17 protein-coding genes are annotated in these 25,385 nt (G+C 44.2%); 11 read left to right on the forward strand and 6 right to left on the reverse strand.

The features are described 5' to 3' along the window. Window positions 1-74: 74 nt before the first annotated feature. Entirely contained in the window at window positions 75-1,739 is a 1,665-nt protein-coding gene (locus tag M0221_RS00980; RefSeq protein ID WP_483284082.1) for an AMP-binding protein, read from the reverse strand. Window positions 1,740-2,087: 348 nt separating this feature from the next. On the opposite strand from M0221_RS00980, the gene M0221_RS00985 reads away from it, so the two are divergent. Beyond that, on the forward strand, window positions 2,088-4,223 hold the full coding sequence (locus M0221_RS00985) for a 2,4-dienoyl-CoA reductase FMN-binding domain-containing protein (RefSeq protein ID WP_483284083.1): 2,136 nt from the start codon (window positions 2,088-2,090) through the stop codon (window positions 4,221-4,223). A gap of 129 nt (window positions 4,224-4,352) precedes the next feature. On the opposite strand, the gene lplA is transcribed toward M0221_RS00985, so the two are convergent. Beyond that, entirely contained in the window at window positions 4,353-5,372 is a 1,020-nt protein-coding gene (gene lplA / locus M0221_RS00990) for a lipoate--protein ligase (protein WP_483284084.1), read from the reverse strand. Window positions 5,373-5,605: 233 nt separating this feature from the next. On the opposite strand from lplA, the gene M0221_RS00995 reads away from it, so the two are divergent. Both M0221_RS00995 and M0221_RS01000 read left to right on the forward strand, forming a co-directional pair. Beyond that, a complete protein-coding gene (locus M0221_RS00995; protein ID WP_483284085.1) occupies window positions 5,606-6,046 on the forward strand; it encodes a hypothetical protein in 441 nt (146 codons plus the stop codon). A 24-nt stretch (window positions 6,047-6,070) separates the two neighbouring features. Beyond that, window positions 6,071-6,916 carry a pPIWI-associating nuclease domain-containing protein gene (locus M0221_RS01000; protein WP_483284086.1) on the forward strand — a complete coding sequence of 282 codons (846 nt, stop codon included), beginning with the start codon at window positions 6,071-6,073 and terminating at the stop codon, window positions 6,914-6,916. Between the two features lie 100 nt (window positions 6,917-7,016). Here M0221_RS01000 and M0221_RS01005 read toward each other — a convergent pair whose 3' ends face one another. Continuing rightward, window positions 7,017-8,615 carry a GMC oxidoreductase gene (locus tag M0221_RS01005; RefSeq protein ID WP_483284087.1) on the reverse strand — a complete coding sequence of 533 codons (1,599 nt, stop codon included), beginning with the start codon at window positions 8,613-8,615 and terminating at the stop codon, window positions 7,017-7,019. Window positions 8,616-9,008: 393 nt separating this feature from the next. On the opposite strand from M0221_RS01005, the gene trpB reads away from it, so the two are divergent. Both trpB and M0221_RS01015 read left to right on the forward strand, forming a co-directional pair. Then, the gene (gene trpB, locus M0221_RS01010) at window positions 9,009-10,235 is read left to right on the forward strand and encodes a tryptophan synthase subunit beta (RefSeq protein WP_133103883.1); all 1,227 of its coding nucleotides are present in this window, start codon (window positions 9,009-9,011) and stop codon (window positions 10,233-10,235) included. 100 nt (window positions 10,236-10,335) lie between these two features. After that, the gene (locus M0221_RS01015) at window positions 10,336-11,232 is read left to right on the forward strand and encodes a DMT family transporter (protein ID WP_483284088.1); all 897 of its coding nucleotides are present in this window, start codon (window positions 10,336-10,338) and stop codon (window positions 11,230-11,232) included. 321 nt (window positions 11,233-11,553) lie between these two features. On the opposite strand, the gene M0221_RS01020 is transcribed toward M0221_RS01015, so the two are convergent. Then, window positions 11,554-11,706 (reverse strand): hypothetical protein, encoded by a 153-nt coding sequence (locus M0221_RS01020; protein ID WP_483284089.1) that lies wholly within the window; start codon window positions 11,704-11,706, stop codon window positions 11,554-11,556. Between the two features lie 234 nt (window positions 11,707-11,940). Here M0221_RS01020 and nemA point away from each other — a divergent pair, with 234 nt between their 5' ends. Continuing rightward, on the forward strand, window positions 11,941-13,044 hold the full coding sequence (gene nemA / locus M0221_RS01025) for an N-ethylmaleimide reductase (protein WP_483284090.1): 1,104 nt from the start codon (window positions 11,941-11,943) through the stop codon (window positions 13,042-13,044). 74 nt (window positions 13,045-13,118) lie between these two features. Here nemA and M0221_RS01030 read toward each other — a convergent pair whose 3' ends face one another. Further along, window positions 13,119-14,420, reverse strand: a complete 1,302-nt coding sequence (locus tag M0221_RS01030) for a BaiN/RdsA family NAD(P)/FAD-dependent oxidoreductase (RefSeq protein WP_483284091.1) — start codon at window positions 14,418-14,420, stop codon at window positions 13,119-13,121. Window positions 14,421-14,807: 387 nt separating this feature from the next. Between M0221_RS01030 and acs the strand changes: the two genes are divergently transcribed. The 4 genes from acs (at window position 14,808) to pgsA (ending at window position 19,960) form a co-directional block, all read left to right on the forward strand. After that, window positions 14,808-16,775, forward strand: a complete 1,968-nt coding sequence (gene acs / locus M0221_RS01035; protein WP_483284092.1) for an acetate--CoA ligase — start codon at window positions 14,808-14,810, stop codon at window positions 16,773-16,775. A 213-nt stretch (window positions 16,776-16,988) separates the two neighbouring features. Beyond that, the gene (locus M0221_RS01040) at window positions 16,989-18,158 is read left to right on the forward strand and encodes an NAD(P)/FAD-dependent oxidoreductase (RefSeq protein WP_483284093.1); all 1,170 of its coding nucleotides are present in this window, start codon (window positions 16,989-16,991) and stop codon (window positions 18,156-18,158) included. A gap of 98 nt (window positions 18,159-18,256) precedes the next feature. Further along, window positions 18,257-18,688, forward strand: a complete 432-nt coding sequence (locus M0221_RS01045; RefSeq protein WP_011512578.1) for an MgtC/SapB family protein — start codon at window positions 18,257-18,259, stop codon at window positions 18,686-18,688. Between the two features lie 591 nt (window positions 18,689-19,279). After that, entirely contained in the window at window positions 19,280-19,960 is a 681-nt protein-coding gene (gene pgsA / locus M0221_RS01050; RefSeq protein ID WP_011512579.1) for a CDP-diacylglycerol--glycerol-3-phosphate 3-phosphatidyltransferase, read from the forward strand. Window positions 19,961-20,100: 140 nt separating this feature from the next. Here pgsA and M0221_RS01055 read toward each other — a convergent pair whose 3' ends face one another. Beyond that, a complete protein-coding gene (locus tag M0221_RS01055; RefSeq protein ID WP_483284094.1) occupies window positions 20,101-20,595 on the reverse strand; it encodes a pyridoxamine 5'-phosphate oxidase family protein in 495 nt (164 codons plus the stop codon). Between the two features lie 436 nt (window positions 20,596-21,031). Here M0221_RS01055 and purL point away from each other — a divergent pair, with 436 nt between their 5' ends. Continuing rightward, the gene (purL, locus tag M0221_RS01060) at window positions 21,032-25,042 is read left to right on the forward strand and encodes a phosphoribosylformylglycinamidine synthase (RefSeq protein ID WP_483284095.1); all 4,011 of its coding nucleotides are present in this window, start codon (window positions 21,032-21,034) and stop codon (window positions 25,040-25,042) included. Window positions 25,043-25,385: the final 343 nt, after the last annotated feature.

Below are 25,385 nucleotides of genomic sequence, written 5' to 3' on the forward strand. Positions count from 1 at the left end.
GTCAGCCTACATTCATTAGGCTGACCTTTTTTATCAATGATGATTCAGTATTATGAATCATCATTGATAAAAGCTTACTTGGCGCTTGCCGTTACTTTTGGCGTTTCGTGTACCAATGATTTAGCCGCTTGACGCAGCTCAAACTTCTGCACTTTACCGGTGCTGGTTTTTGGAATTTCGGCAAAGATAATGTATTTAGGCATTTTAAAGCCAGCCAAATGCTGCTTGCAATGTTCCATCACATGGTCGCGCTGCAAGGTGCTGCCTTCATGAATCTCGATAAATGCCACCGGCACTTCGCCCCACTTATCATGCGGCGCGGCGACGACCGCACAGCTTTGGATTTCTGGCATTTTATATAGGGTGTTTTCGACTTCGATACTAGAGATGTTTTCACCGCCTGAGATGATAATATCTTTAAGCCTGTCCATAATTTTGATATAGCCGTCAGGATATTTGACCCCTAAATCACCGGTGCGGAACCAGCCATCAGTAAAGGCTTCTTCGGTGGCTTTACGGCTTTTTAGATAACCTTTCATTACCATATTGCCGCGCAGTGCCAGCTCGCCCATCTCTTCGCCATCAGCAGCAACTGGCTCAGTAGTCCCTTGTTTAAACAGCTCAAAGCCAGTCATTAAATGTGACGTTACGCCCTGACGTGATTTCTTTTGCGCACGAGTAGCGACATCCAGCTCATCCCATTCTTGCTGCTCAGCGCAGACGGTGACCGGACCATAGACTTCGGTAAGACCGTAAACGTGCGAGATATGAAAGCCCATAGCTTCCATAGCAGCGAGCATGGTTTCAGACGGCGGTGCACCAGCGACCCAGCCTTTGACTTCATGATTGATGGCGTCTTTATATTCAGACTTGCCGCCTGCAATCATATTGTGTACCACGGGTGCTGAGCAATAATGACTAACTTTATACTTGGCAATCAGCTGCAAAATAAAATCAGCGTCAATCTTGCGCAAGCAGACGTTGACGCCCGCGCGCTCAGCAATCGTCCACGGAAAGCACCAACCATTACAGTGAAATAATGGCAGCGTCCATAGATACATAGGGTGCTTGGGCATATCCCAATCTAAAATGTTGGAGACGGCATTGAGCGTTGCACCGCGATGATGATAGACCACGCCTTTGGGCTTACCCGTCGTGCCAGAGGTATAGTTGAGCGCGATAGCATCCCATTCATCTAATGGTTTTTCCCAATTATCTAAATTATCTGAGCTGGCGATTAATGCTTCGTAGCTCATTTGTCCAAAACCTTCAATATCAAGCGCCGCATCTGTCGCATGAATCACGATTAGATTTGGAAAGGTTTCATCGATCATTTCAGCATGTTCAGCAAACTCGCTGTCTAGAATCAATACTTTGGCTTCTGAGTGTTGCAGACAAAAGGTCAGGGCGTTGATATCGAGGCGGGTGTTCAGCGTACAAAGCACGCCACCTGACATGGGTACGCCAAAAGCGCATTCGACCATTGCTGGGGTGTTTGGCATCATGACTGCAACCGTGTCATTTTTATCAATGCCTAATTTACGCAGACCATCCGCCAGTTGTCTGCAACGATCATAAGTCTGTTGCCACGTTTGGGTGAGGTTATTATGTTCTAAGTCGTCATAGATGATAGCGGTTCTGTCAGGATAGACCTGAGCAGTACGGATGATAAAATCAATAGGGGTAAGCGGTTGATGGTTGGCAGTATTTTTGCCGAGACCGGTATGGAAGTCTGTCATGCAGATAGTCCTTTATCATATGTTTTTGTAGTCGATGACGCAGTAATGGTGCTTTGCTGTCGCCAATCAACTGTATCAGGATCTGATTATTATAGACAGTCGCAGGCAAAATTTGGACAGGTTTTGTGGAGATTATTTACCTATCTGCAAAAAACCTCACTATTAGACAGCATCGTTCAGCGCCGCTATTAATTAGTGTTCACTCATCAGTCGCTTGTCTGCATAGCTGATGATAATGGCGGTGTGGTACGATACCGTAACGCTAAATCCTATAGCACGAGCAATATAAGCACTCTTACAAAGCATTCCTAAAAAATATTCTCATAAACCATTCATAAGGAAAATGATATGTCCGCCAGCCGTACTGCCACTTCTATTGAGACCACCAGCACTAATGCACACTACCCGCATTTATTTGAGCCATTAGATTTGGGCTTTACCACGCTTAAAAACCGCATGGTGATGGGTTCGATGCATACGGGGCTTGAAGACCGTTTTTATAACTACGGTAAACTGGCAGCATATTTTGCCGAACGTGCCAAAGGCGGCGTAGCGATGATGATTACGGGCGGTATTTCGCCCAATCGTGAAGGGTGGTTACTGCCTGCTGGTGGCACCATGAATACGCGTGCTGACGTTATTAACCATCAACGCGTGACCCGTGCTGCGCATAAGTATGACAGCAAAATAATCATGCAAATCTTGCACAGTGGTCGGTACGGCTATCATCCATTTGCCGTCTCATCAAGTCCGATTAAATCGCCAATCTCACCATTTAAACCGCGTAAGATGAGTATTAAAAACATCGAACAAACGGTAAAAGATTATGCCCGTTGCGCAAAGCTTGCTAAGCAGGCGGGTTATGATGGTGTCGAAATCATGGGCTCAGAAGGGTATTTGCTGAATCAGTTTTTATCCCGTCATGTGAATAAGCGTACTGATGAATATGGCGGTGATATTCAAAATCGCATGAAGTTTGCGGTCGACGTGGTCAAAGCCGTACGCGAAGCTGCCGGTGAAGATTTTATTATCTTATTCCGCTTGTCAGTGATCGATTTGGTCAAAGACGGTAACGTCATGGATGAAGTCATCACTGTCGCCAAAGCGCTAGAAGAAGCTGGCGTGACCATCATGAATACCGGTATCGGCTGGCATGAAGCGCGCGTACCAACGATTGTCACCAGCGTACCGCGTGCGGCGTTTGTTGATTTCACTGCTGAAATTAAAAAACACATCAGCATCCCAATGATGGCAGCCAACCGTATCAATATGCCAGAAACGGCAGAAGAAATTGTCGCTAGTGGTCAAGCAGATATGATTCAGATGGCGCGTCCATTTTTAGCCGATGCCCATTGGGTGAATAAAGCCAAAAATGGTCAGGCAGATCGTATTAATACCTGTATTGCCTGTAACCAAGCTTGCCTTGACCATACCTTTGAAAATAAACGCTCGACTTGTCTGGTCAATCCACAAGCCTGCTATGAGACTGAATTGGTTTATAAGAAAACCAAAAAACCTAAAAAGGTCGCAGTCATCGGTGGCGGCGTCGCTGGTATGTCAGCCGCTCATGTTGCTGCCTTACGTGGTCATGATGTGACGTTATTTGAAGCTAAAGACATCTTGGGCGGACAGTTTAACTATGCCAAGGTCATCCCTGGTAAAGAAGAATTCTTTGAGACCATTCGCTACTATATCAATGAGCTTGAGCACTTAGGTGTTGAGATCAAACTCAATACCAAAGTCGATAAAGCCATGCTGGAGAAAGCCAAATTCCATCACGTTATCGTCGCAACCGGTGTTGTCCCTAGAAGCCTAGCTGGCAAACTGGAAGGCGCGGATTTACCACAAGTAATGAGCTATGCTGAACTGCTCTCTGGTGAAAAATCTGTCGGTGATACCGTTGCTGTCATCGGTGCTGGTGGTATTGGTTTTGATGTTAGTGAATATTTGACCGCCAAACATGGTCAGCCGCTTGATGAGCTAGGTCCTGAATTGCTCAAAGACCCAAGCTATCGTCCAAAAGCCCAGTCTATCGAAGAGTGGCGTGAAGAATGGGGCGTCACCTCTGCAACCGACTATCAAACCGAGGGCGGACTAATCAAGCCTGAAGCCATTAAACCTATCCGCCAAGTGTACTTGATGCAGCGTACTAAAGGTCGCTTGGGTAGTGGGCTCAATAAAACCTCTGGCTGGGTACATCGTGCCCATGTCAAATCACACGGCGTCATTCAAGTATCAGGTGCGAAGTACGATAAAATCACCAATGAAGGTATTTGGATCACCAATAACCAAGGTCAAAGCCAGTTACTACGTGTCGATAGCGTCGTCGTTTGTGCTGGTCAAGAGTCGGTCGTTGAGCTGATGCCAAACGTTGGCGATGCGCCAGATGCACAATATCATCTTATCGGTGGTGCTAAGCTGGCGGCTGAGCTGGATGCTAAGCGTGCTATAAGAGATGGTGCTGAGGTTGCGGCTGCAATTTAAAGTTTGAATGGTTTAGGTGAAATATAGAAACGGTGAGATTAATTATCTTACCGTTTTTTTATATCTGCTTAACCAAGCAATTAACCACTAAAATGTGATTAATTGCCTACTATTTTTCTTGTAGAAAATCTAACCTTCCATTTCACCACGTAACCACTCAGACACATCATCAATCTGCGTTGCCAATTCAGCATGCGCTCTGCTGAGCTCATCAAACTTAGCTTTAATATCATGCTTGTCGTACTTAACATCTGCCAGTGATTCTTTTAAAAGATCAATCAACTCAACGTTTAGCGCGTCAGAGAAGATGACCACTTCGCGTATCACTGCTTGCTTCACATCAAGGTGCAAATCAATAATGCCCCAATCAAATCGCGTCTCAATGTGATGGGTGAACTCAGGCGTCTTGCCAAAGCGCCAATCCCAATCTGCCATCTGCTGATAGTATTTATTCAGGTTAGGCTGCTTGGCGAGACTGGCTTCATCCAATTCTTCTACTGGCGTAGTGTCGCCATAATCTTTGTCACGATAGTATTCGCAAAACGCCTCGATAATCGCCTCGGATAAAGTCTCGTGATTGATGTCTTCATTAAACTCAACCAAGTTAGCGACGCGCGCACGGACAGATTTTATCCCTTTTGCTTTCAGCTTAAGCGGATGCGGATTTAGATAATCGCCCAGTTTTTGCATGTTGGCATTGACGAGTAAAGTCCCATGATGAAAGCTGCGATCTGCCGCATGTTTAAAGGCGCTGCCTGATATTTTCTTATCATCGACTTGCATATCGTTACGACCAGATAACTCAGCGTCTATACCCAGTTTTTTTAGCGCATTGATGATAATGGTAAAGTTCGCTTCTTGATCGTAGTCGTCTTTAGGCGACAAAAAGGTAAAATTAGTATTGCCCAAATCATGAAACACCGCGCCACCGCCACTTTGACGCCGTGCCAAAAACACATCGTCGGCTTCCATCTTATCAATTTTGCATTCTACCCATGGGTTTTGCGAGCGCCCAATGACCACGGTCTCGCTATTGCGCCATAAAAATAGCGTGTGCGAGTCGGGATTAAGGGTATTAAATATCCAATCCTCTGTGGCGAGGTTAAACCAAGGGTTGGTGACGGCAGATTTTAAGATGCGCAGTTTCATTGTTTGTCCTTTTTCTCAAATGATTGTTCTATAGTGAATATTATAAATAGATATTGTCATTGTTGCTGATGCGAGATTAGAATTCAATGAGTGTGTGGTATAGGAGCAGTTTAAGTCTGAGGTTTTAAGAAGTTAACTTATTTTTAGTCTTTCTGTTATGATTACGACTGGTACTAAGTAACAAATAGCATTGGTTCAAACCAGCTAACCGATGCATAAGAAGAGATTTGGTTATGGATGAAAGGATAAAAAACTTAGACACTCCTAAGAAATGTGAGATTTTTGCTAAAAATGCTTTGGATGCAGGCAGAGAAGATTTGGTAAAACAAGCAAAAGAACGAGCTATTCACTTAAAAGCTGAAAACTATGGTGCTGAAACGTCGGCAGAGAAAGAAGCTATAAAAGCAGTCTATGCTTATGAAGAGGTGCTAAGTGCCAAAAATGGTAAGAAAACACGCGCATCTAGAACTTGGCCAATGATTCAAAAATACGGAATAATTAATGCTGTCGAGCGCGCTGTTGATCGTAAATCTGAGACAAAAGGTTATACCGCATTATTAGAGATGGGCTTGGAAGCCTATGCTTTCGAAGCAGTAATACTTCGCTATCCTGAACTATTCTCTGAGAGTGCAGTAGAAATATCTCGACAAAGAATGAGTGAGTGGAAAAGTTAATAACGATTTTATATAGGAATATAAATGGAATCTTTAAGAAATGAGTATCAGGAAAAAATTAACAGTGTACTTCTTGATGGTTTTGAAAAAGAATTATTGAATTCTGCTTTTATTAACCTTTTAACTCCTAACGCACTGAGGTTGAATAATTTTGCTTATGCACTGCGTGAACTTACAAGGCATGTTTTACATAGACTAGCGCCAGATAATGAGCTTAGAAAATGTGAATGGTTTAGACCAGATGGGACATCATCTAACGGAATCACTCGAAAACATCGAATAAAATTCGCGATACAAGGTGGTCTTTCTGATTTTTACGTAATTGAAAAGCTTTATATTGATGAAGTGGATGATGTTTCTAACGAACTAAAAGACATCATAAATGACTTGAGTGAATTTACTCATATAGAAGAATCGAAGTTTAATAGTTCAGCAGAAAAAACTAAAAAAACGGCAGAGCAGTATCTTTCTGTAACACTAGGTTTTGTTAAAAAGATTGACGAGCTTAGAAAAGAAGTAGCAGATAAGCTATTCGAGAATATTGATGAAATGCTGATTAAACGAATAAATAGTGAGTCGGTGGTCGAGTTGATAGAAATATCAACCCATCAGTATATTGAACAAATAACACCAGAAAAAATTCATGTTATTAAGGTTGGTGCAAATTCACTAGTAATGAGTGTCGAAGCACTTATAGATGTGATTTTGCTATATGGATCAGAATCTGATCGTCGTAAAGATAATGGGGCCGAAATTCCAATTTCATTTCCTGTTTACAGTGAGATGGAAGTACTATTTAAGAAGCCATTAGGTAGTGTCATTAATCTCAACCAATTCAGCGTAGACATTTCCAGTTGGTATGATGGGTAATATCGGAAAGAGCCTAAAATCAAATAACTTCTACAAACCCAAAAAAACGCTCATCAAGAGCGTTTTTTTATCTAGCCCAGCTTTATAAACTTTCAACACCCTAAACAAAATCTTTCCTTAAAATAGTCGCCATATTCCTCTCGGCAAGTCCGGTGATAAACACATACGGATTGACGCCAGCGCTACCGGGGATTAACGCGCCATCTTGCACGTAGATATTCTCATGCCCTTTGACGCGACCAAATTCATCAGTCGCCAAGCCTAATACACAGCCGCCAAGCGGATGATAACAGAAGTTATCGCCGAAGCCTTTGGTAAACAGTAAGCTCGAGGTGGAGCCACCATTTACTTTGGCGAGTTTTTCGATCAGCTCTTTGGCAGCGTTTACCGAGTACTCGTTTTGCTCGCGTTTCCAGTTAAGTTTGACGGTTTTTGTGGCTTTATCATAGTAATAATTGCCACGTTCTGGATTGTCAGTGATGGCGAGATATAGCGTTGTCCAAGTCTCAAGTCCCAATGGCAATGGCGCGAGTTCGGCAAAGATTTTGTACTTTGAGCCACTTCTATCGCCGTCCCACATATTTATCCCTTTGACCGGAATGGTAGATTGGGTGGTGCCCGCGGCGTGGACAAAATTGCGTCCCGTCATGATATTGCCGTTGGGTCCCCAGTGTTTGCCGATATGTTCATTTAGCTTGGTAAGCTTGCCTTCCGCTTGGCTTTTAAGCAGTAACTCTGAAGTGCCCGTACTGCCTGCGTTAAGGAATAACTTATCGCAAGTATAATGCTCAATTTTATCGATGCCGCCTGTAGTATTTAGGACATGAACTTCTAATCTGAGTTGCTCATTATCGAGCGCTTGAATAGTGTTAACTTTGCGTAGAGTTTTGACTATGACGTTACCCGTTGATTCAGCGTCTTTGAGATAAGTTAAATCGAGTGAAAATTTGCCAGCGTTATTGCCATAAATCACTTCGCCACCCAGTCCTGAAGCATAAACTTCGCCACGCGCTTCTTTTTGCATATAGTCAAAGTCGTAGCTATTACCGAAGAATTCGGTTTTAAGTCCCGCTTTTCCTGCTTGGCGTTCAGCGGCGCGAGTGTATTCATAATGCTCGGACTCATTAAAGAACGATTCAGGGATTTGGCTGACTCTCAGATTTTTCATGGCACGGGGAAAATAAGTATCGTACATCTCATCAGAATTAATCCATGGGAACACTGCTTCAAAGTGCGCGCGTTTTGGCTGAATGGCAATCGCGCCATTGACGATAGAGCCGCCGCCATAAGCACGCCCTGCGAATACTTTCATATCGTCATATTCGATTAAATCCAAAACCCCAGGATATTTTCTGATAGGAATTGGAATCGGGATAGGGGCGTTTGGCATATTGCTAAACCAGCTTGAGCGTTTATCGGCGCTAATCATTTTGCAAAAGGTATTATGTTCGGGCGTTCTATCCCAGCGCATACCCATCTCAAGTATCAATACTTTATGATCTTTTTCGCTTAATCGTAGTGCAGATACCGCGCCGCCGTAACCACTACCGACGATGATATTGGGAAAGTGTCCAGCTTGGGTGATGGTGCTTGGTAGTTTTGGCTGCTTAGCAAGCGTTTGGCAGCCACTCACCGCAGCGGAGGTGCTGATAGCGCCTAAGCTTAAACCCATCGCTTTAATCAGTTGGCGTCGTTGCATGGTGTATCCTAATTTGATATTTAAGCTAAAAAAAGCCCGAGTTGAATAATATTAGCTTTCGACCGCAAAGGTGCGCTAAGCCAAGCGAGCATCATATTAGCAAACATAGGTTGCGTTATTATTTCAGTCACGCTATTGCCTTAATAGCTATAGACAAGTCGAACTTTAATTCACTGAGTATTCTTGCCAGCTTTTAGTCAATGTCTTAGCCAGTCACTTAGTCAATTATTTTTAGAGTGACGTGTAAACTTGACCAAATAGGGAATTTCGCTTACTATCTTGTTTCAATGTACTAGAACGTAAATACATTAAAATATTTTTACTATTAACAATGCTAAATAATTTGGCAAAATATTAATGCTAATACTCATTTCAAAATAATAGGGCTTAGTTATGACAACGCAAAATACAGCAACTGGCTACGGTTTACATCAATCAATACTACCGAATAGCGAAGGTTTATACGGAGAGTTCGGTGGCAAAATCGGTCATCCTGAGCTGGCTAAAGCCATGGCAGAAATCGAAGCAGGTTTTCGTGAAATCATTAAAAATGATGATTTTATCACTGAGATGAAGCGCTTGCGTGAGACCTATGTTGGTCGTCCAAGTCCTATTTATCATGCGCAGCGTTTGACGGAGCATTGCGGCGGCGCGCAGATTTATTTTAAGCGTGAAGATTTAAATCATACGGGCGCGCATAAGATTAATCACTGTTTGGGTGAAGTATTATTAGCCAAGAAATTAGGCAAAACCAAAGTGATTGCCGAAACGGGTGCGGGGCAACATGGCGTAGCGTTGGCAACGGCAGCGGCCTTGATGGGTATGGAGTGTGAAATACACATGGGTGTGGTCGATATTAAAAAGGAGCATCCAAACGTCAGCCGGATGAAGATTTTGGGTGCCAATATCGTACCAGTCTCACGCGGTGCTGGTACGCTAAAAGAAGCAGTCGATAGCGCTTTTGAGACTTATTTGAATGAGCTTGATACCAGTATGTTTGCGATTGGCTCGGCATTGGGGCCGGCGCCATATCCTGAAATGGTCAGCTATTTTCAGTCGGTGGTTGGGCATGAAGCACGGGCACAGTTCTTAGCGACGACGGGTAAGCTGCCCAATAAGGTAGTTGCTTGTATTGGTGGCGGCTCCAATGCCATTGGTATGTTTAGCGGATTTTTTGATGATAAAGATGTAGAAAAAATAGGCGTGGAACCCGCAGGTGAAGGCCTAGATACACCCAATCATGCGGCGACGATGTCACTGGGCGTCAAAGGCGAGATTCATGGGTTTAAGTGTTATGTATTGCTCGATGAAAAAGGCGAGCCAGCACCGGTACATTCGATTGCTTCTGGTCTAGATTATCCAGGGGTTGGACCACAGCATTCGCATTTACGAGATTTACAACTGGCTACGTATGAATCAGCGACTGATGCAGAATGTTTAGAAGCGTTTATGGCATTGTCGCGCCTTGAGGGTATTATTCCTGCCTTAGAGTCGGCACATGCCATCGCTTATGCCATGAAAATCGCCAAAGATATGTCAGCGGATGAGACGATTTTGGTCAATTTGTCAGGGCGCGGTGACAAAGACATCGATTTTATTTTGGACAAGGTGGATTTATAGAATAAATCTGTGATAAGTACAGAAAATACAATACCTATTGAGCGCTTAACCAGTTATCATCGAGGTTTTTTTACTGTCTAATGCTCGATAGGATCATCTCATGTCTAACCGCGACCTCATTATTTTTATCACCTTGTCCTTTATGTGGTCGCTGTCTTTCATTTTTTATCGTATTGGCGTGCCTGAATTTGGCTCGTTAGCTTTTGCCAGCCTACGTGTGGTCTTGGCTGGACTGACGATGTTGGTGTTTGTAATATTAAAAAAGAAAAACAGAGTAGGCATTCGTGAAAATTGGAAAGTATTAACGTTGGTTGGGCTTTTCTCCGCAGCAGTGCCCTTTATCTTGTTTGCATTTTCAGCGCGCTCGGTAAACGCTGGCGTATTGGCAGTGCTTAATGCATCTGTGCCAATGATAAGCGGCTTTATTGCCAGTGTATTTTTTAAAGACAGACTGTCAAAAAAGCAAATTCTCGGTTTGGTCATTGGTGTGATCGGTGTGATGATTCTAATGAGTGAAAACTTATTTGGCGGGCAAGGCGCTGGGTCAGGTTCTGGCTTATTACCGATGGGCTACGCATTACTGGCCTGTGTTGGCTACGCGCTTGGGGCAAATATCACTCGAAATTACTTGGAAAATGTTTCACCAGTAGCGATTACCGCAGGCTCGCTTATCATTGCCAGTGTGATTATGTTGCCTGTGGCGGTTTATGAGTTTCCTTATGGCAAGAACATCAGCGTAACGGCTTGGATTTCTGTTATTTGTATCGGTGTGTTTTCGACTGCCATCGCGCTAATTTTTATGAATCAGTTGATTAAAAGTATCGGTCCGGTACGAGCAACCAGTATTACTTTGGTGATTCCGATTTTTGCCATTATTTTAGGCTATCTGCTGCTTGGCGAGGCATTGGATACACCCGCGATCATTGGTTCAATAGTGATATTATTTGGTACTTATTTGTCTTTGAATTTGTCTTTTAAAAAGATGCTCAAATCATAAAATATTTACTATTTTTAAATTTCATATAAAAAAACCTGTGTAAAATCAGGTTTTTTTTGTGGCTAATGTATTCGGTTAACGGTTAAATAAAAATGATCCATATTTTGGATGTTTTAGATTTAGCCTTCGACACGTTTATTTTGGCAAAATAGCCCTTCCAAGCACTCTCTATCGTCGCCATCGGCACGTCAAATCGAAGAAAATAGCCCTTCTAAGCACTCCCTATTGTCGCCATCGGCACGCCAAATCGAAGAAAATCGCATTGCGATGTACATCTAATAAAAATTTGGCGTCTTTTACCGCGTAGCCATTGGGATAACGTCACCCATAATCTTCCCAAAATACCGCCCGTTTGATCAGCTCTTCAAAAGTAGTGGTAATGGGCAGCATCGCTCCAAAAGATATCTTGATTGTCTGTTGCCATCCGCTGGATAAAGGCTTAATGAAATAATCAGCCAATTTGATTAAAGTCATTCGCTTAATATGCTAGTAAGAGGCTTTGAATAATGAGTATTATCAATACCGATATCATGCCATATTGATATTTTTGTTTGTAATTTTTCCTTGGAATTACCGTATCTACGCCCTATAAAGAACACGGCTTATGAATAGCGTGCTTAATGCGTTTTGGACGTAATATTAAGTGTGAATTATTCATCATTAACAAATTCTATAACCGTATTTTTATAACAGCAAATAAGGCTTTTTATGGCACATGATAATTTATTCGAACCCGTCAAAATGGGCACCCAAACCCTAAAAAATCGCATTATTATGGCACCTTTGACGCGCTTGCGCTCTGTCGAGCCCGGTGACGTCCCTACAGCGCTTGCTGGCGAGTACTACTCACAGCGTAGCGGTGCTGGGCTTGTCATTGCTGAAGCGACACAGGTTTCTTTTCAGGCAAAAGGCTATGCAGGCGCGCCTGGTATCCATACCGAAGATCAGACGACAGCGTGGAAAACCATTGTCGACAATGTCCATGCAAAAGGCGGCAAGATAGTAGTACAGCTCTGGCACACTGGTCTTGTAGCACACGAAAGTGTTCAGCCTGACGGTAAGGCGCCGATCTCTGCCTCCGATGTTCATGTGGGAGTACGTACTTCACTGCGCGATAGCAACAACCAAGCCATTCGAGTTGAAGCGACCACACCGCGTCCTGCGACACTGGAAGAGATAGAGCAAGTTATTGCTGATTTCGGTCTTGCGACCAAAAACGCTAAAGAGGCGGGTTTTGATGGAGTGGAAATTCATGGTGCACATGGCTATCTATTACATCAATTTTGGGCTGAGCATACCAATCAGCGCACTGATGAATATGGCGGTAGCCGTGAGAACCGTGCGCGCTTAATGCTGGCTGTGATTGATGCTTGTGTCGACGCATGGGATGCGGACCATGTCGGTATTCGTATTTCACCACTTGGTACGTTTAATAATGTGGAAGCTGGATATAACGAAGATGAAAACATTTGGCTGATTGAGCAAATCAATCAACGCACTATTATGTATTTGCATTTATCTGAGCCTGATTGGGCAGGTGGAACGCCTTATAGCGATGCGTTCCGTCAGCGTGTTCGCGATGCCTTTGATCAGACAATCATTGCCGCAGGTGGTTATACAGCGGAAAAGGCTGAAAGAAACATCAAGTCAGGCTACATCGATGCCGTGGCGTTTGGCCGTGATTATATCGCCAATCCTGATTTGGCTGAGCGTATTCGCGAAGGCGCGGCACTCAATGAGCAGCATCCGCAAAGCTTCTATGGTGGCGGCACAGAAGGCTATACCGATTATCCGTTTTTAAACCAAGCGTAATGGTTTGACGGTCAATAAAAAAGCCACCTTGCGATAATTCGTAAGGTGGCTTTTTATGGTTTGGTCAATATGATTTAAACTATCTCACCGCAGACAAAGCCACTTGCCCACGCCCATTGAAAATTATAACCACCGAGCCAGCCTGTGACATCCAGCACTTCACCAATAAAATACAGACCATCTTGATAATTACTTTGCATGGTCTTTGAGGAGACTTCATCAGTCTTGACGCCGCCACGCGTGACCTCAGCAGTGCGATAGCCTTCGGTGCCAGAAGGTTTTAGCTGCCAACCATTAAGCGTTTCACCAAGTTCAACTAAACGCTCATCTTTAATATTGGCAAGCTCTTTGTCTTTGATGTCATCCCACAGAGTCGTTTGTAAAGCCGCAAGCAATTTTTTGGGTAAGGCATTGTCTGTATAATCAGCCAATACCGTACGGATAAGCTGTCTTGGATGTGTTTTTTTATGTGCAAGCAATAGGGTTGTTATATCGATATTGGGGAGCAGATTGATACTGATGGTTTCGCCTGTATGCCAGTAGTTGGACAATTGCAGCATAGCAGGACCAGAGAGTCCGCGATGGGTAAATAGTAGTGGCAATTTAAATGAGATGCGATCATTGCTGGCAATCACAGGGAGACTAATACCAGCAAGCGTACGAATCAACTCGCCAGTTTTATCGGTAAAGGTAAAAGGCACTAAGCTGGCATCAGTCGTTATTAGACTATGACCAAATTGCTGTGCCAACTCATAGCCTAAACCGCTCGCACCCATGGTTGGAATGGACAGTCCGCCCGTTGCCACGACCAGTGACTCACAGCGAATACCTGTTTGCACAGGCTTAGTGTTCTCTGGAGCCTCTCTTCTTTCTTGCTTTTCTTTTTTGCTCAGCGCTTTACTGGTCGATAATTGAAAGCGTGCCTTCTTATCGTTTTCGAATGCTTGAACGCTGTCGACTTGAGTGTTGAGCCTGACTTGTACACCGACAGCGGCACATTCATCGAGCAGCATCGTCAAGATATCTTGCGCCGAATCATCGCAGAATAGCTGACCATGCTCGCGCTCATGGTAGGGTATTTTATGCTGCTCAACCATACCGATAAACTCCCAACTCGGATATCGACTAAGCGCTGATTTACAAAAATGTGGGTTGCTACCGATAAAATGCTCAGGCTCCACAAAATAATTGGTAAAGTTACAGCGCCCGCCACCAGACATAAGGATTTTTTTGCCCGCTTTATTGGCGTGGTCAAGTACCAATACGCGTCGACCACGGCGACCGGCGGTTAATGCGCAATATAACCCTGACGCACCAGCACCAATGATGATGACATCATAATGCGAGTATTGTGAGGCAGTGCGGTGATTGTCCATGGTCGGTAGTTCCTGATTTTAAAAGAGCAAATAAGGCTCATAGAGCCTATTGTCATATAAAGAATGGCGATATCAATTATAGCGCTTGATATCAGGTTGCTATTGTCCATGTTTTATAACAGGTTACAAGGATTAAATAGCATTGTCGCAACTGCATTTTCAAAAAAGAGCGATAAAAAATACCAGCCATAGAATCTGCAATCTTAAACATACTGGCGTGCTATACAATTGTTGTGATTAGTGGTTGATGCCTTGCAACCATTCAGCATATTTGTCAAACTGTCTTTGAGTGTCACTATTATGGAAGATGACCCTTATTGCCTGTGCCAATCCTCACTATCAGCGATGTTTGCTACAGGTCATAATAATTAAAAAAGGATAAAGCTCATGACTCAAAAATCATTTCCCATTGCGCCTGAATTCCTCGCCGCAGCCAATATCACCGCCGAGCAGTATGCTGAACAATATAAGCAATCAATTTTGTCACCTGAGGCGACGGATGCCTTTTGGGCGGAGCGTGCCGATTTGATTGATTGGATAAAAAAGCCCACTAAAATCAGCGACGTCAGCTACGACTTAGAAGACTTTCGCATTAAATGGTTTGAGGATGGTGAGTTAAATATCTCGGTCAACTGTCTGGATCGCCACGTCAAAAATAATCCCTATAAGCCTGCCATCATTTGGGAAGGGGATCATCCTTCCTTGCATAAAATAATCTCCTTTAAAGAACTGTATGAAGCCGTTTGTCGCTTAGGTAATGCCATGCGCAAGCTTGGGGTCAAAAAGGGCGACCGCGTTACCTTATATATGCCGATGATACCAGAAGCGGTGGTTGCCATGCTGGCATGTACCCGTATCGGCGCGGTACATTCGGTGGTATTTGGCGGTTTTTCTGCTGAGAGCTTGGGTAATCGTATCATTGATAGTCAATCTAAGCTCGTCATTACCGCTGATGAAGGTATCCGTGGTAACAAGCGTACGCCACTCAAGGCCAATGTCGATCGCGCGCTAGATATGGATGGCACTGACAGCGTCAGTAATGTCATCGTCGTCCATCGTACGGGTAACTCGGTGCCGATGAGTGGTCGCCGTGATATCTGGTATCATAGCTTGGTCGATGGTGAGTCGCAGCACTGCGAACCTGAAGTCATGAATGCAGAAGACCCGCTATTTTTATTATATACCTCTGGTTCAACAGGCAAGCCAAAAGGCGTGTTGCACACCACAGGCGGTTATATCACTTATGCGCTGTCCACGTTTCGTGATGTTTTTGATATCAAAGATGATGACGTGTTCTGGTGTACCGCAGACGTCGGTTGGGTGACGGGTCATACCTATGCCACTTATGCACCGCTTGCTAATGGCACTACGACCGTTATGTTTGAGGGCGTGCCAGAGTATCCGACATGGGCACGCATTGGGCATATTATCGATAAGCACCAAATTACTGTCTTGTATACTGCACCGACCGCTATCAGAGCTATGATGAAAGAGGGCGATACCTTTGTACGTGAGTCGGATCGCTCAAGTTTGCGCTTACTTGGGACGGTTGGTGAGCCAATTAATCCTGAAGCATGGGACTGGTACTATCATGTCGTCGGTGGCAGCAAGTGTCCGGTTGTCGATACTTGGTGGCAGACAGAAACGGGCGGTATTATGCTCGCGCCAATACCGGGGACGGTCGCAATGAAGCCGGGCGCGGCGATGAATCCTCTATATGGCATCGTCCCTGAAGTCATTGATACTGATGGTGTTGCGCTTGAAGGTGCTGCTGAGGGTAATTTGGTGATTAATAGTAGCTGGCCCGGTCAGATGCGTACCATTTATCAAGACCACGCGCGGTTTTTAGCGACGTATTTTACCGAGTATCCTGGCTATTATTTTACTGGTGATGGGGTACAGCGTGATGAAGATGGTCACTATTGGATTACTGGTCGTGTCGACGATGTGCTCAATGTGTCAGGACATAGACTGGGCACAGCAGAAATTGAAAGCTCGATCGTTGCACACCCAGCGACGGCAGAGGCAGCTGTCGTAGGAATGCCACACGATATACGTGGTATGGGTATTTGCGCTTTTGTTATCTTAAAGTCGAGTGAGACGGCAACTGAAGCACTAAAATCGGAGTTAAACCGTCATGTGCGCTCTGAGATTGGTCCGATTGCCAATTTAGATGCCATCTATATGGTCAATGTTTTACCCAAAACTCGCTCTGGTAAAATCATGCGCCGTATTTTGCGTAGTCTAGCGGCAGGGCAATATGTTGGATTGGGTGATTTATCTACCCTAGCTGACAGCTCAGTTATTAACGAGCTAGTCGAAGTGGTCAAGACAGAACGGGCAAAATCACATTGATTGTCCAATATCAATAAAATTTGAATAGGGTCAATGCTTAAAAATGATTGGAAGCTGAGGTAAAAAGCCATGCTATAAAAGTAGCATGGCTTTTTACCGAGATATCATGGATATTAGCAGGCTTTAGAGGTTTGATATTTTTTAGAATAACCCCCTTATTTTCATCTGACTACTTACTATTTTGCTAAATATTTTATAAGGTTTATTGTCATTATGACTGATTCTACTTTGCATACGACTGAACAATCCATACCGAAAATTGCGATTATTGGCGGGGGTTTGACTGGCTTATTTACGGCTACGTTATTGGAGCGCATTTTTATTGAAGCAAACGGTAAATCATTATCACCTAAAATTACTATTTTTGAGAAATCCCGTAGCGTTGGTCGTTTAGCAACACGCTATCGCATGGACAGCGCAACGCATAAAAACTGGCAATGGGCATTTGGCGCGCAGTTTTTTACTGCCAAAAGTGCTGACTTTCAGCAGTTTATCAAACCATGGCTACAAAGTGATTTATTACAGCCATGGTATGCCAATGTGGTGGACTTAATACCTTCTGACGATGCCGCTCAGAATGCTGACATACAAGCCAAGGAGCAATGGAGCAGTACCCAAGCGCGTTATATCAGCACGCCCAAAATGACCAGTTGGGGTCGTGTCTTGGCTGATGAACTAGAGCATACAACTATAAACTTTAAAACTCGTGTGGCGCCATTACGCAAAGAAGATTTTGTAGAACAAAATGAGGCTAATAACAAAACTGAGCTGTTTGATGAGAATGGCAACAGCCTTGGCAGCTATGATTGGGTAATTTGTACAGCGCCCAATGGTCAAGCTGTAGAGCTGATGGCGGATAGCAATTTTGAAGAGCTTGCAAAAATTAGCGAAACACAGATGCAGGCCTGTTATACCTTGATGCTTGGGTGGGATAAAGAGCAGCTTTTACCTCCTGCATTAAACACGTCACCCCCTTTATGGGATGTGGCTTATGTGCAGGATTCGGTGCTCGATCGTATCTTTATTGAACATCAAAAACCTGACCATGGCAGTCTATTACCCAGTATTACTATTCATGCTCGCAACGATTGGTCGGAGCAGCATGTCGATGACGATATAGAAGCTGTAAAAGCAATCTTGCTACAAGCAGCAAAGCAAGCGTTGAGTTGGGATGAAAATAGTACGCCAAGCCAAATCGATTGTCATCGCTGGCGTTATGCTGCAACCCTTAAGCAGCTTGATAATACAGAGTTTGGTATTTTAATTGATGAGCCGCGTCAATGGATTGTCAGTGGCGACTGGTGTGGACAAGGTAACATCGAAAGCTGCTATCAGATGGCAAAACAAACCGTAGCAAAAATCTGCGCTGACTCAATCAGTTAAAAACGATGACTGAAAGTGTATTTTTTAAAACGGTAAACAAGCTCATAACCAACACTAAAAATTAAAACGTTTATCGTTATAAGAGGAGGTAGAACGCTATGTCTGGATTTGATATCGATATGGAGCTGATGCAATTTCATTTTTTTCAATTAGGAATTGCCTTTATTCTTTCCTTACCGATTGCACTCAACCGCGAGATGAAAGACAACGGCGCAGGGCTTAGAACCTTTCCTTTAGTGACCATTGCTTCCTGTGCTTTTATGCTCGTTGGTATGGATATTTATGATGCGACTGGTGAGGCGAGAATCATGTATGCCATCATCACCGGCATGGGTTTTATCGGTGGCGGCGCGATATTTAAAAATGAACAAGGCTCAAAAGGTACAGCAACGGCAGCAAGCCTTTGGAATACTGGCGCTATTGGTATCTCAGTCGCTTATGGGCGTTATGAAATTGCGATTATCTTGTCTGTGGTTGGTTTTTTGATCTTGCAATTCTCTGAGCCGTTTAAGTCAAAAGAAAAGCTGTAGAAACCAATGAAAATACTGCGAGACAATGTATAAAGGACACCCAGCGAATAAAACGACTGAATAGTGGGTAAAAAAAGAGCCCACGGAGGAGATACCGTGGACTGAGGAAAACTTATCATGTGATCAAATGAAAAATCATGAGCCACAAATAAATTGATACAAATTTATTATTACTAGGGGTTATTCTTATTATTTATATTTGGTTGAAAAGAGACAGTTCAAGAGACTCTTACATCTGCTTACAATTTTTAGTGTACAAGTGTATCGATATCATCGGCTCATAATAACCGACATTCAGCTATTTTCCTAAGCTTGCTTACATGTTATTACGTTTTAGACGGTGTATGTATGGATGTATCTAGGCATTCAACAGTATTGAGGTGTTTTTGCAAAAAATAGCGATAAGGAACAGTGATAAAAATCAGCTATCACTCATTAAAATGGCTAAATACGTCACATCTAGGATAAAAATTGCTCAATTAGAAAAATATACGCTTGGCATAAACGATACCTACATAGAGGGCATGACGACTTGGCTGAAAAATGCTAAGCTATCCGTCATTATTAGGTCAATATTAAACTGGGTTTGCCATGACTGAGAGCACGCATTTGCATCCGCAGGAGCCGTCAAGTACGCAGAATAACAAAAGTATTTTTAATTTGCCCAATAACCTGACGATTGCGCGTATCTTGATGATTCCGCTATTTGTTGCGATTGCCTATTGGCCACCTGCTATGGGGATCGGCATGCCCGCAATCTCTGATAACGTGATTGCAAAGGTTGGTATGAGTGACTTTAGCGACAGTCTATTGCGTCACTTGTTATTAACAGGCGTTTTTATCCTAGCAGCCATTACCGATTGGCTCGATGGCTATTTTGCCCGTAAGCTCAATGTGGTATCAGCCTTTGGTCGATTTTTAGACCCAGTCGCTGATAAGCTGATGGTAGCAGCCGCGCTGATTATCTTAGTGCAATGGCATCCCAATATCATCATGGCGATAGCAGCAATTGTGATTATCTCGCGTGAAATCGCCGTATCGGCATTGCGTGAATGGATGGCAGAACTGGGTAAAAGTACCAGTGTAGCGGTGTCTTATGTAGGTAAGCTCAAAACCACCTTTCAGATGATAGCGATTACGGTGCTTTTGTTAAATTGGGAATCGCTTGAAACCATCGGCTATGTCTTGATGGTAGCGGCAGTGATTCTGACCTTATGGTCGATGATGATTTATCTTAAAGCTGCGTGGCCATATTTAAAGCAAAGTGGGTAAAGGTAGCTAAATATATAGCGGTTAAATCTTATACTTTATTCTAAAACTATAAAGCCCAGTCAATAAAAAACGCCAGTCGCATCAGCTACTGGCGTTTTTTATGATAAATTTTCTTAGCTATTTAATAGCTTAATGATAAATTATAAAGAAACGGAAAAGGTCTCGCCCATATCTTCAGCAGTTTTGCCTTCTTGTACGGCTGCCGCTGCCATCTTAAACATATTCACCACTGTACTACCGCTAAGCCAGCATTCTGCACCATGAGGAACTACTTTAGTCAATTGTACGTTTTCATCTTCCTTACCATGCTCAAAAAAGGCATTGTAAACTGGCGACCAAAGCTCATCCAATTTAGCTTTGTCTGTCGGTAATTCAGCGTTAGCACTAATAGAAACAAAGTTCTTTTCATCTTGAGTGGCATAAGTCAGCCCGATTCTTGCATCATCCTGAATATCTTTGACGACGTCTGATGTCTTATCGCCAATAAACCAGATCTCTTTATTATCAAGGTTGACTTCACTTGTGGTCATTGGCCACGCATGAATATCGCCTTTTTTATTGCTGGTACTCATCATGGCAAATTTCATGTCTTTGATGACGGCTTGGATTTTATCGAGATGCTCTTGGTTACTCATTGTGGATATCCTTTTTCATTATTGTAAATAAATTTTGAATTTATAGTTGTTAGGGAAATAATCATTAACAGGTTAGTGTATACAAACCGTTTATTTTATAAAAATTGGTTTTATAAAAACTAGCTCGTCAAGAACTGCTGTCTAGAATAGCGATTTCTGCTGGGCTATTTATATAGGTTGCCCGTAAGGCGATGTGAGGGTTTGTAAGGATTATAAGCTTTAGGTAAAAATTGTGACGCTGGGCCGTCAGCCTTGCTGTTTTGATAGCAAATCGTCAGTATTTGCTCAATGCTTTAGCATGATATTACCGAAGCAATTGGCAATTTATCTTGGTTTTGTCCTGCTTATTACAGGGCTTCTTGTTATAATACGCGAACCATTTACTTAGCATGGCAGAGATGCCTGTTATTGCCTATATCCTATGGAATATGCCTTTATGATGACCATCGCCGGACAACCGTTTCTTACCGATTTTCAGACGCAGCAACTCATCAGTCAGTTTCAGCAAAAAACCGAGCTAAATGTCAGCCAAATTCATACCCAGCAAGTGTATGTGTTATCACGAGAACTCGAAGGTGATGAGCATAAAAAAGCGCTAGACTTACTTGCTGTCGACAGTGGCACTGTCCTTGAAGCCCCAAATAGCAATCAACTACAAGTTATCGTTGGTCCACGTTTTGGTACGATATCGCCATGGGCAAGTAAAGCGACCGATATCTTTAATAACTGTGAAATTGCCATTAATCGTGTTGAGCGCGTCATTGTTTATACGCTAACCGTCGATGGAAAAGCAGACGGCGAAGTGAATGCAACGCTACCTAAAGCCGCTGAGCAACTATTATTTGACCGTATGACGCAAAGCTTGGTCTATGATTTAAATGACGTAAATAAACTGTTTGACGATGAAAAGCCGGCATCACTGAATCATATCGATGTGATTGGACAAGGTCAGTCGGCGTTAGAATCAGCCAATAAAGAATTTGGCTTTGCGTTATCGAGTGAAGATATCGATTATCTGATGAATGCCTATGTTAATGAGCTCAAGCGTAATCCAACCGACGTTGAGCTGATGATGTTTGCACAGGCAAACTCAGAGCATTGCCGTCACAAGATTTTTAATGCTGAGTGGACAGTTGATGGCGCGGTACAGCCAAAGTCACTGTTCCAAATGATTAAGAATACTTATAAAGCCAATCCGCAAGGCATCTTGTCTGCCTATAAAGACAACGCGGCAGTGATGGCAGGCTCTAAAGGGATGCGTTTTTATCCGATTCCTACGGATTCAATGGACGCCAACTCAATCCATCCTTACGATTTCCATCAAGAAGAAATCGATATCTTAATGAAAGTCGAAACGCATAACCATCCAACTGCTATCGCGCCGTATGCAGGTGCAGCAACGGGCGCGGGCGGTGAGATTCGTGACGAAGGCGCAACCGGACGTGGCGGTAAGCCAAAAGCCGGTTTAACTGGTTTCCATGTGTCACATCTTCACATTCCAGAGCTTGCGGAAAAATGGGAGCAGTCAGGTCAATTAAGTACACAGGATTATGGTACGCCAGATCGTATGGCAACCAGTCTTGAGATTATGACCGAAGCACCATTAGGCTCAGCCAACTTCTCAAACGAATTTGGTCGTCCAAACCTATGCGGTTATTTCCGTAGTTTCCAATTGGATACTTCAGCGGCAAAAGACGGCAGCCAAATGCGCGGCTATCATAAGCCAATCATGCTTGCCGGTGGTTACGGCAATATCAAACGCAATTTGATTGAAAAAAATGCCATTCAACAAGGTGACCTGCTTATCGTCCTTGGTGGTCCTGCTATGCAAATCGGTCTAGGTGGCGGTGCGGCATCTTCAGTTGATAGTGGTTCACTTGATGAAGGCTTGGACTTTGCTTCTGTACAGCGTGATAACGCTGAGATGGAACGTCGCTGTCAAGAAGTGATGGATCGCTGCTGGGCGCTAGCTGGTAATGACGTTGATGCAAGCAATAATGGCAAAGACGGTAATCCAATTGTCTCGCTACATGATGTCGGTGCAGGTGGTCTGTCTAATGCGATGCCAGAATTGGTCAATGACCATGAAATGGGCGCGGTGCTAAATCTACGTAAAATTCCGTCGCTAGAAGCTGGCATGTCGCCAATGGCTATCTGGTCAAACGAAGCGCAAGAGCGTTATGTGCTAGCGATTCGCCCTGAGAGCAAGGATCAGTTCGATGCCATCTGTGCTCGTGAGCGCTGCCCGTATGCCATTTTAGGTGAAGCCACTGAAGTACGTCAGCTTGTTGTGAATGATGAATTGCTCCCTGAGCAACCAGTCGATATGCCGATGCAAGTATTGCTTGGCGGTACACCACAGATGAAGCGTAGTTTTGAGCGTCAAGAAATTACCTTACCAGCTTTAGAGTTAGGCGAAGTTAATTTAGCTGAATCTATCAAAGACGTGTTGCGTCATCCGACCGTTGCTAGCAAATCATTTTTGATCAGCATTGGCGACCGCTCTATCACGGGTATGGTTGTGCGTGATCAGTTCGTTGGTCGTTATCAAGTACCCGTTGCTGATTGCGCCGTTACGGCTTCAGGCTTGGTTGCCTTAGATGGTCAGCCAATGAGCGGTGAAGCGATGAGCGTTGGTGAACGTACGCCAGTTGCGTTGATTAATCCAAAAGCTTCTGCTCGTTTGGCAGTCGGTGAAGCCATTACTAATATCGCTGGCGCACGTATTACTCAGTTATCTGACATTACTATGTCAGCGAACTGGATGGCCGCCTGTGGCGATGATGCAGAAGATGCAGCATTGTTTGATGCCGTACATACTGTTGGCGAAGAATTATGTCCAGCATTAGGTATCGCTATCCCCGTTGGTAAAGATTCGCTATCGATGCGTGCTAACTGGACGGATGAAGACGAGAACGGCAGCACGGATAAATCAGTCGTGTCGCCAATGAGCTTGGTTATTACTGCTTTTGCGCCTGTTATTGACGTGGCAAAAACCTTAACGCCTGAATTGATTAACGGTGATAGCGCTTTCTATCGCATTGATTTATCTAAAGGCAAGTTACGTCTAGGTGGTTCAATCCTTGCGCAAACCTTAAGCCAATTAGGTGATGACTGCCCGAATTTAGGGCAACCAAGTGACTTGGTCGACTTCTTTAACTTTATCCAAGCAGGCAACGCGCAAGGCGTCATCAGTGCTTATCACGATATCGGTGATGGTGGCTTGCTCGCGACCATCGCTGAGATGCAATTCACTAGCCGTCAAGGCATCAAGCTGTCATTGACCGATGATAATCTGCTTGGTCAATTGTTCAGTGAAGAGTTGGGCGCAGTCATTCAAGTATTACCAGAAAATGTCGCTGCGTTAATGCAAATGGCAGAAGAATTTAACGTCAGCGATATGCTCAGTCTCGTCGGTCAAAGCTCGGAAGAAGATAGTTTAATCATCCAAACGCCTTTGCACATGGGTGATGATACCCTACGCTTTAGGCGTTCTGAGCTGCAACAAGAATGGAGTCAGGTCAGCTATCAGATCGCCCGTCGCCGTGACAACCCAGCATGCGTACAGCAAGAGTATGACTTGATTAGCGACGCTAGCCATCAAGGTCTAATCGCTGCGCCGAACTTTGATCTGAATCAAAAAGTTGAAGAACCATACTTAGCCAGTCGTGAGAATAAACCAAGAGTCGCTATCTTGCGTGAGCAGGGCGTCAATGGTCAGACAGAAATGGCAGCAGGCTTTACCCAAGCTGGCTTTGAAGCGGTCGATGTACACATGAGCGACCTGCTAGAAGGTCGCATCAATCTACGTGACTTCGACGGTCTGGTCGCTTGTGGCGGCTTTAGTTACGGTGATGTACTCGGCGCAGGCTCTGGCTGGGCGAACTCTATCTTGTTCCATGACGAGCTTCGCATGCAGTTTGTCCGCTTCTTTGCCCGTCCTGATACCTTCTCACTCGGTGTCTGTAACGGTTGTCAGATGATGGCGCAGCTAAAAGACCTCATCCCAGGCGCGGAGAATTTCCCACGCTTTATCGCCAATAAATCCGCTCGCTTTGAAGCGCGTACGGTCAACGTAAAAGTTGAGCGTACCAAGTCTATCTTGTTTAAAGGTATGCAAGACAGTATCTTGCCAATCGCTATCGCGCACGGTGAAGGCTATGCCACACTAAACACGACTGAAATCGACGGTATGGAAAAACATGGTCAACTTGCCATGCGCTTCGTCGATAGCCAAGGTCAGTCAACTGAGACTTATCCACTCAATCCAAACGGTTCGCTCGGCGGTGTCACAGGTCTGTGTAGCACCGACGGTCGCGTCACCATCATGATGCCGCACCCTGAGCGTACGCTACGTGCCTACAATCACAGCTGGAAACCAGAAGCGTGGGATGAGGACGGTGCGTGGATGCGTATGTTCCGTAACGCCCGCGCTTGGTTGCGTTAGGATAGTTTGAGTTAACTTTAGACATAAAAAAAGGTGGGCTTCGGCTCACCTTTTTTGTGTTTGGAGTTTGAGTGTTCTTAGAAGTAGGGGAGCTAATCCCGCCTTCCGCTTGTATCTGCCAGTCTGGGCGAGGCGGTGACACGAGTTGAGATGTTGCTGTTACCTCGACACCACCTCAAACTCTAGCCACCGCAACTCGCCCAAACCAGCAGGATACCGCTGCAGTCGGGGCTAGCAGTGACATTGCGTTCTTGCAGGTATTCGTCGTAGTTATAGCTGATACACTAAAAGATCGCTAGGGTGGGTTAGCGATAGCGTAACCTGAAAACCCTAAAAAAGAATT

This window comes from Psychrobacter sp. ANT206 (assembly GCF_056880555.1).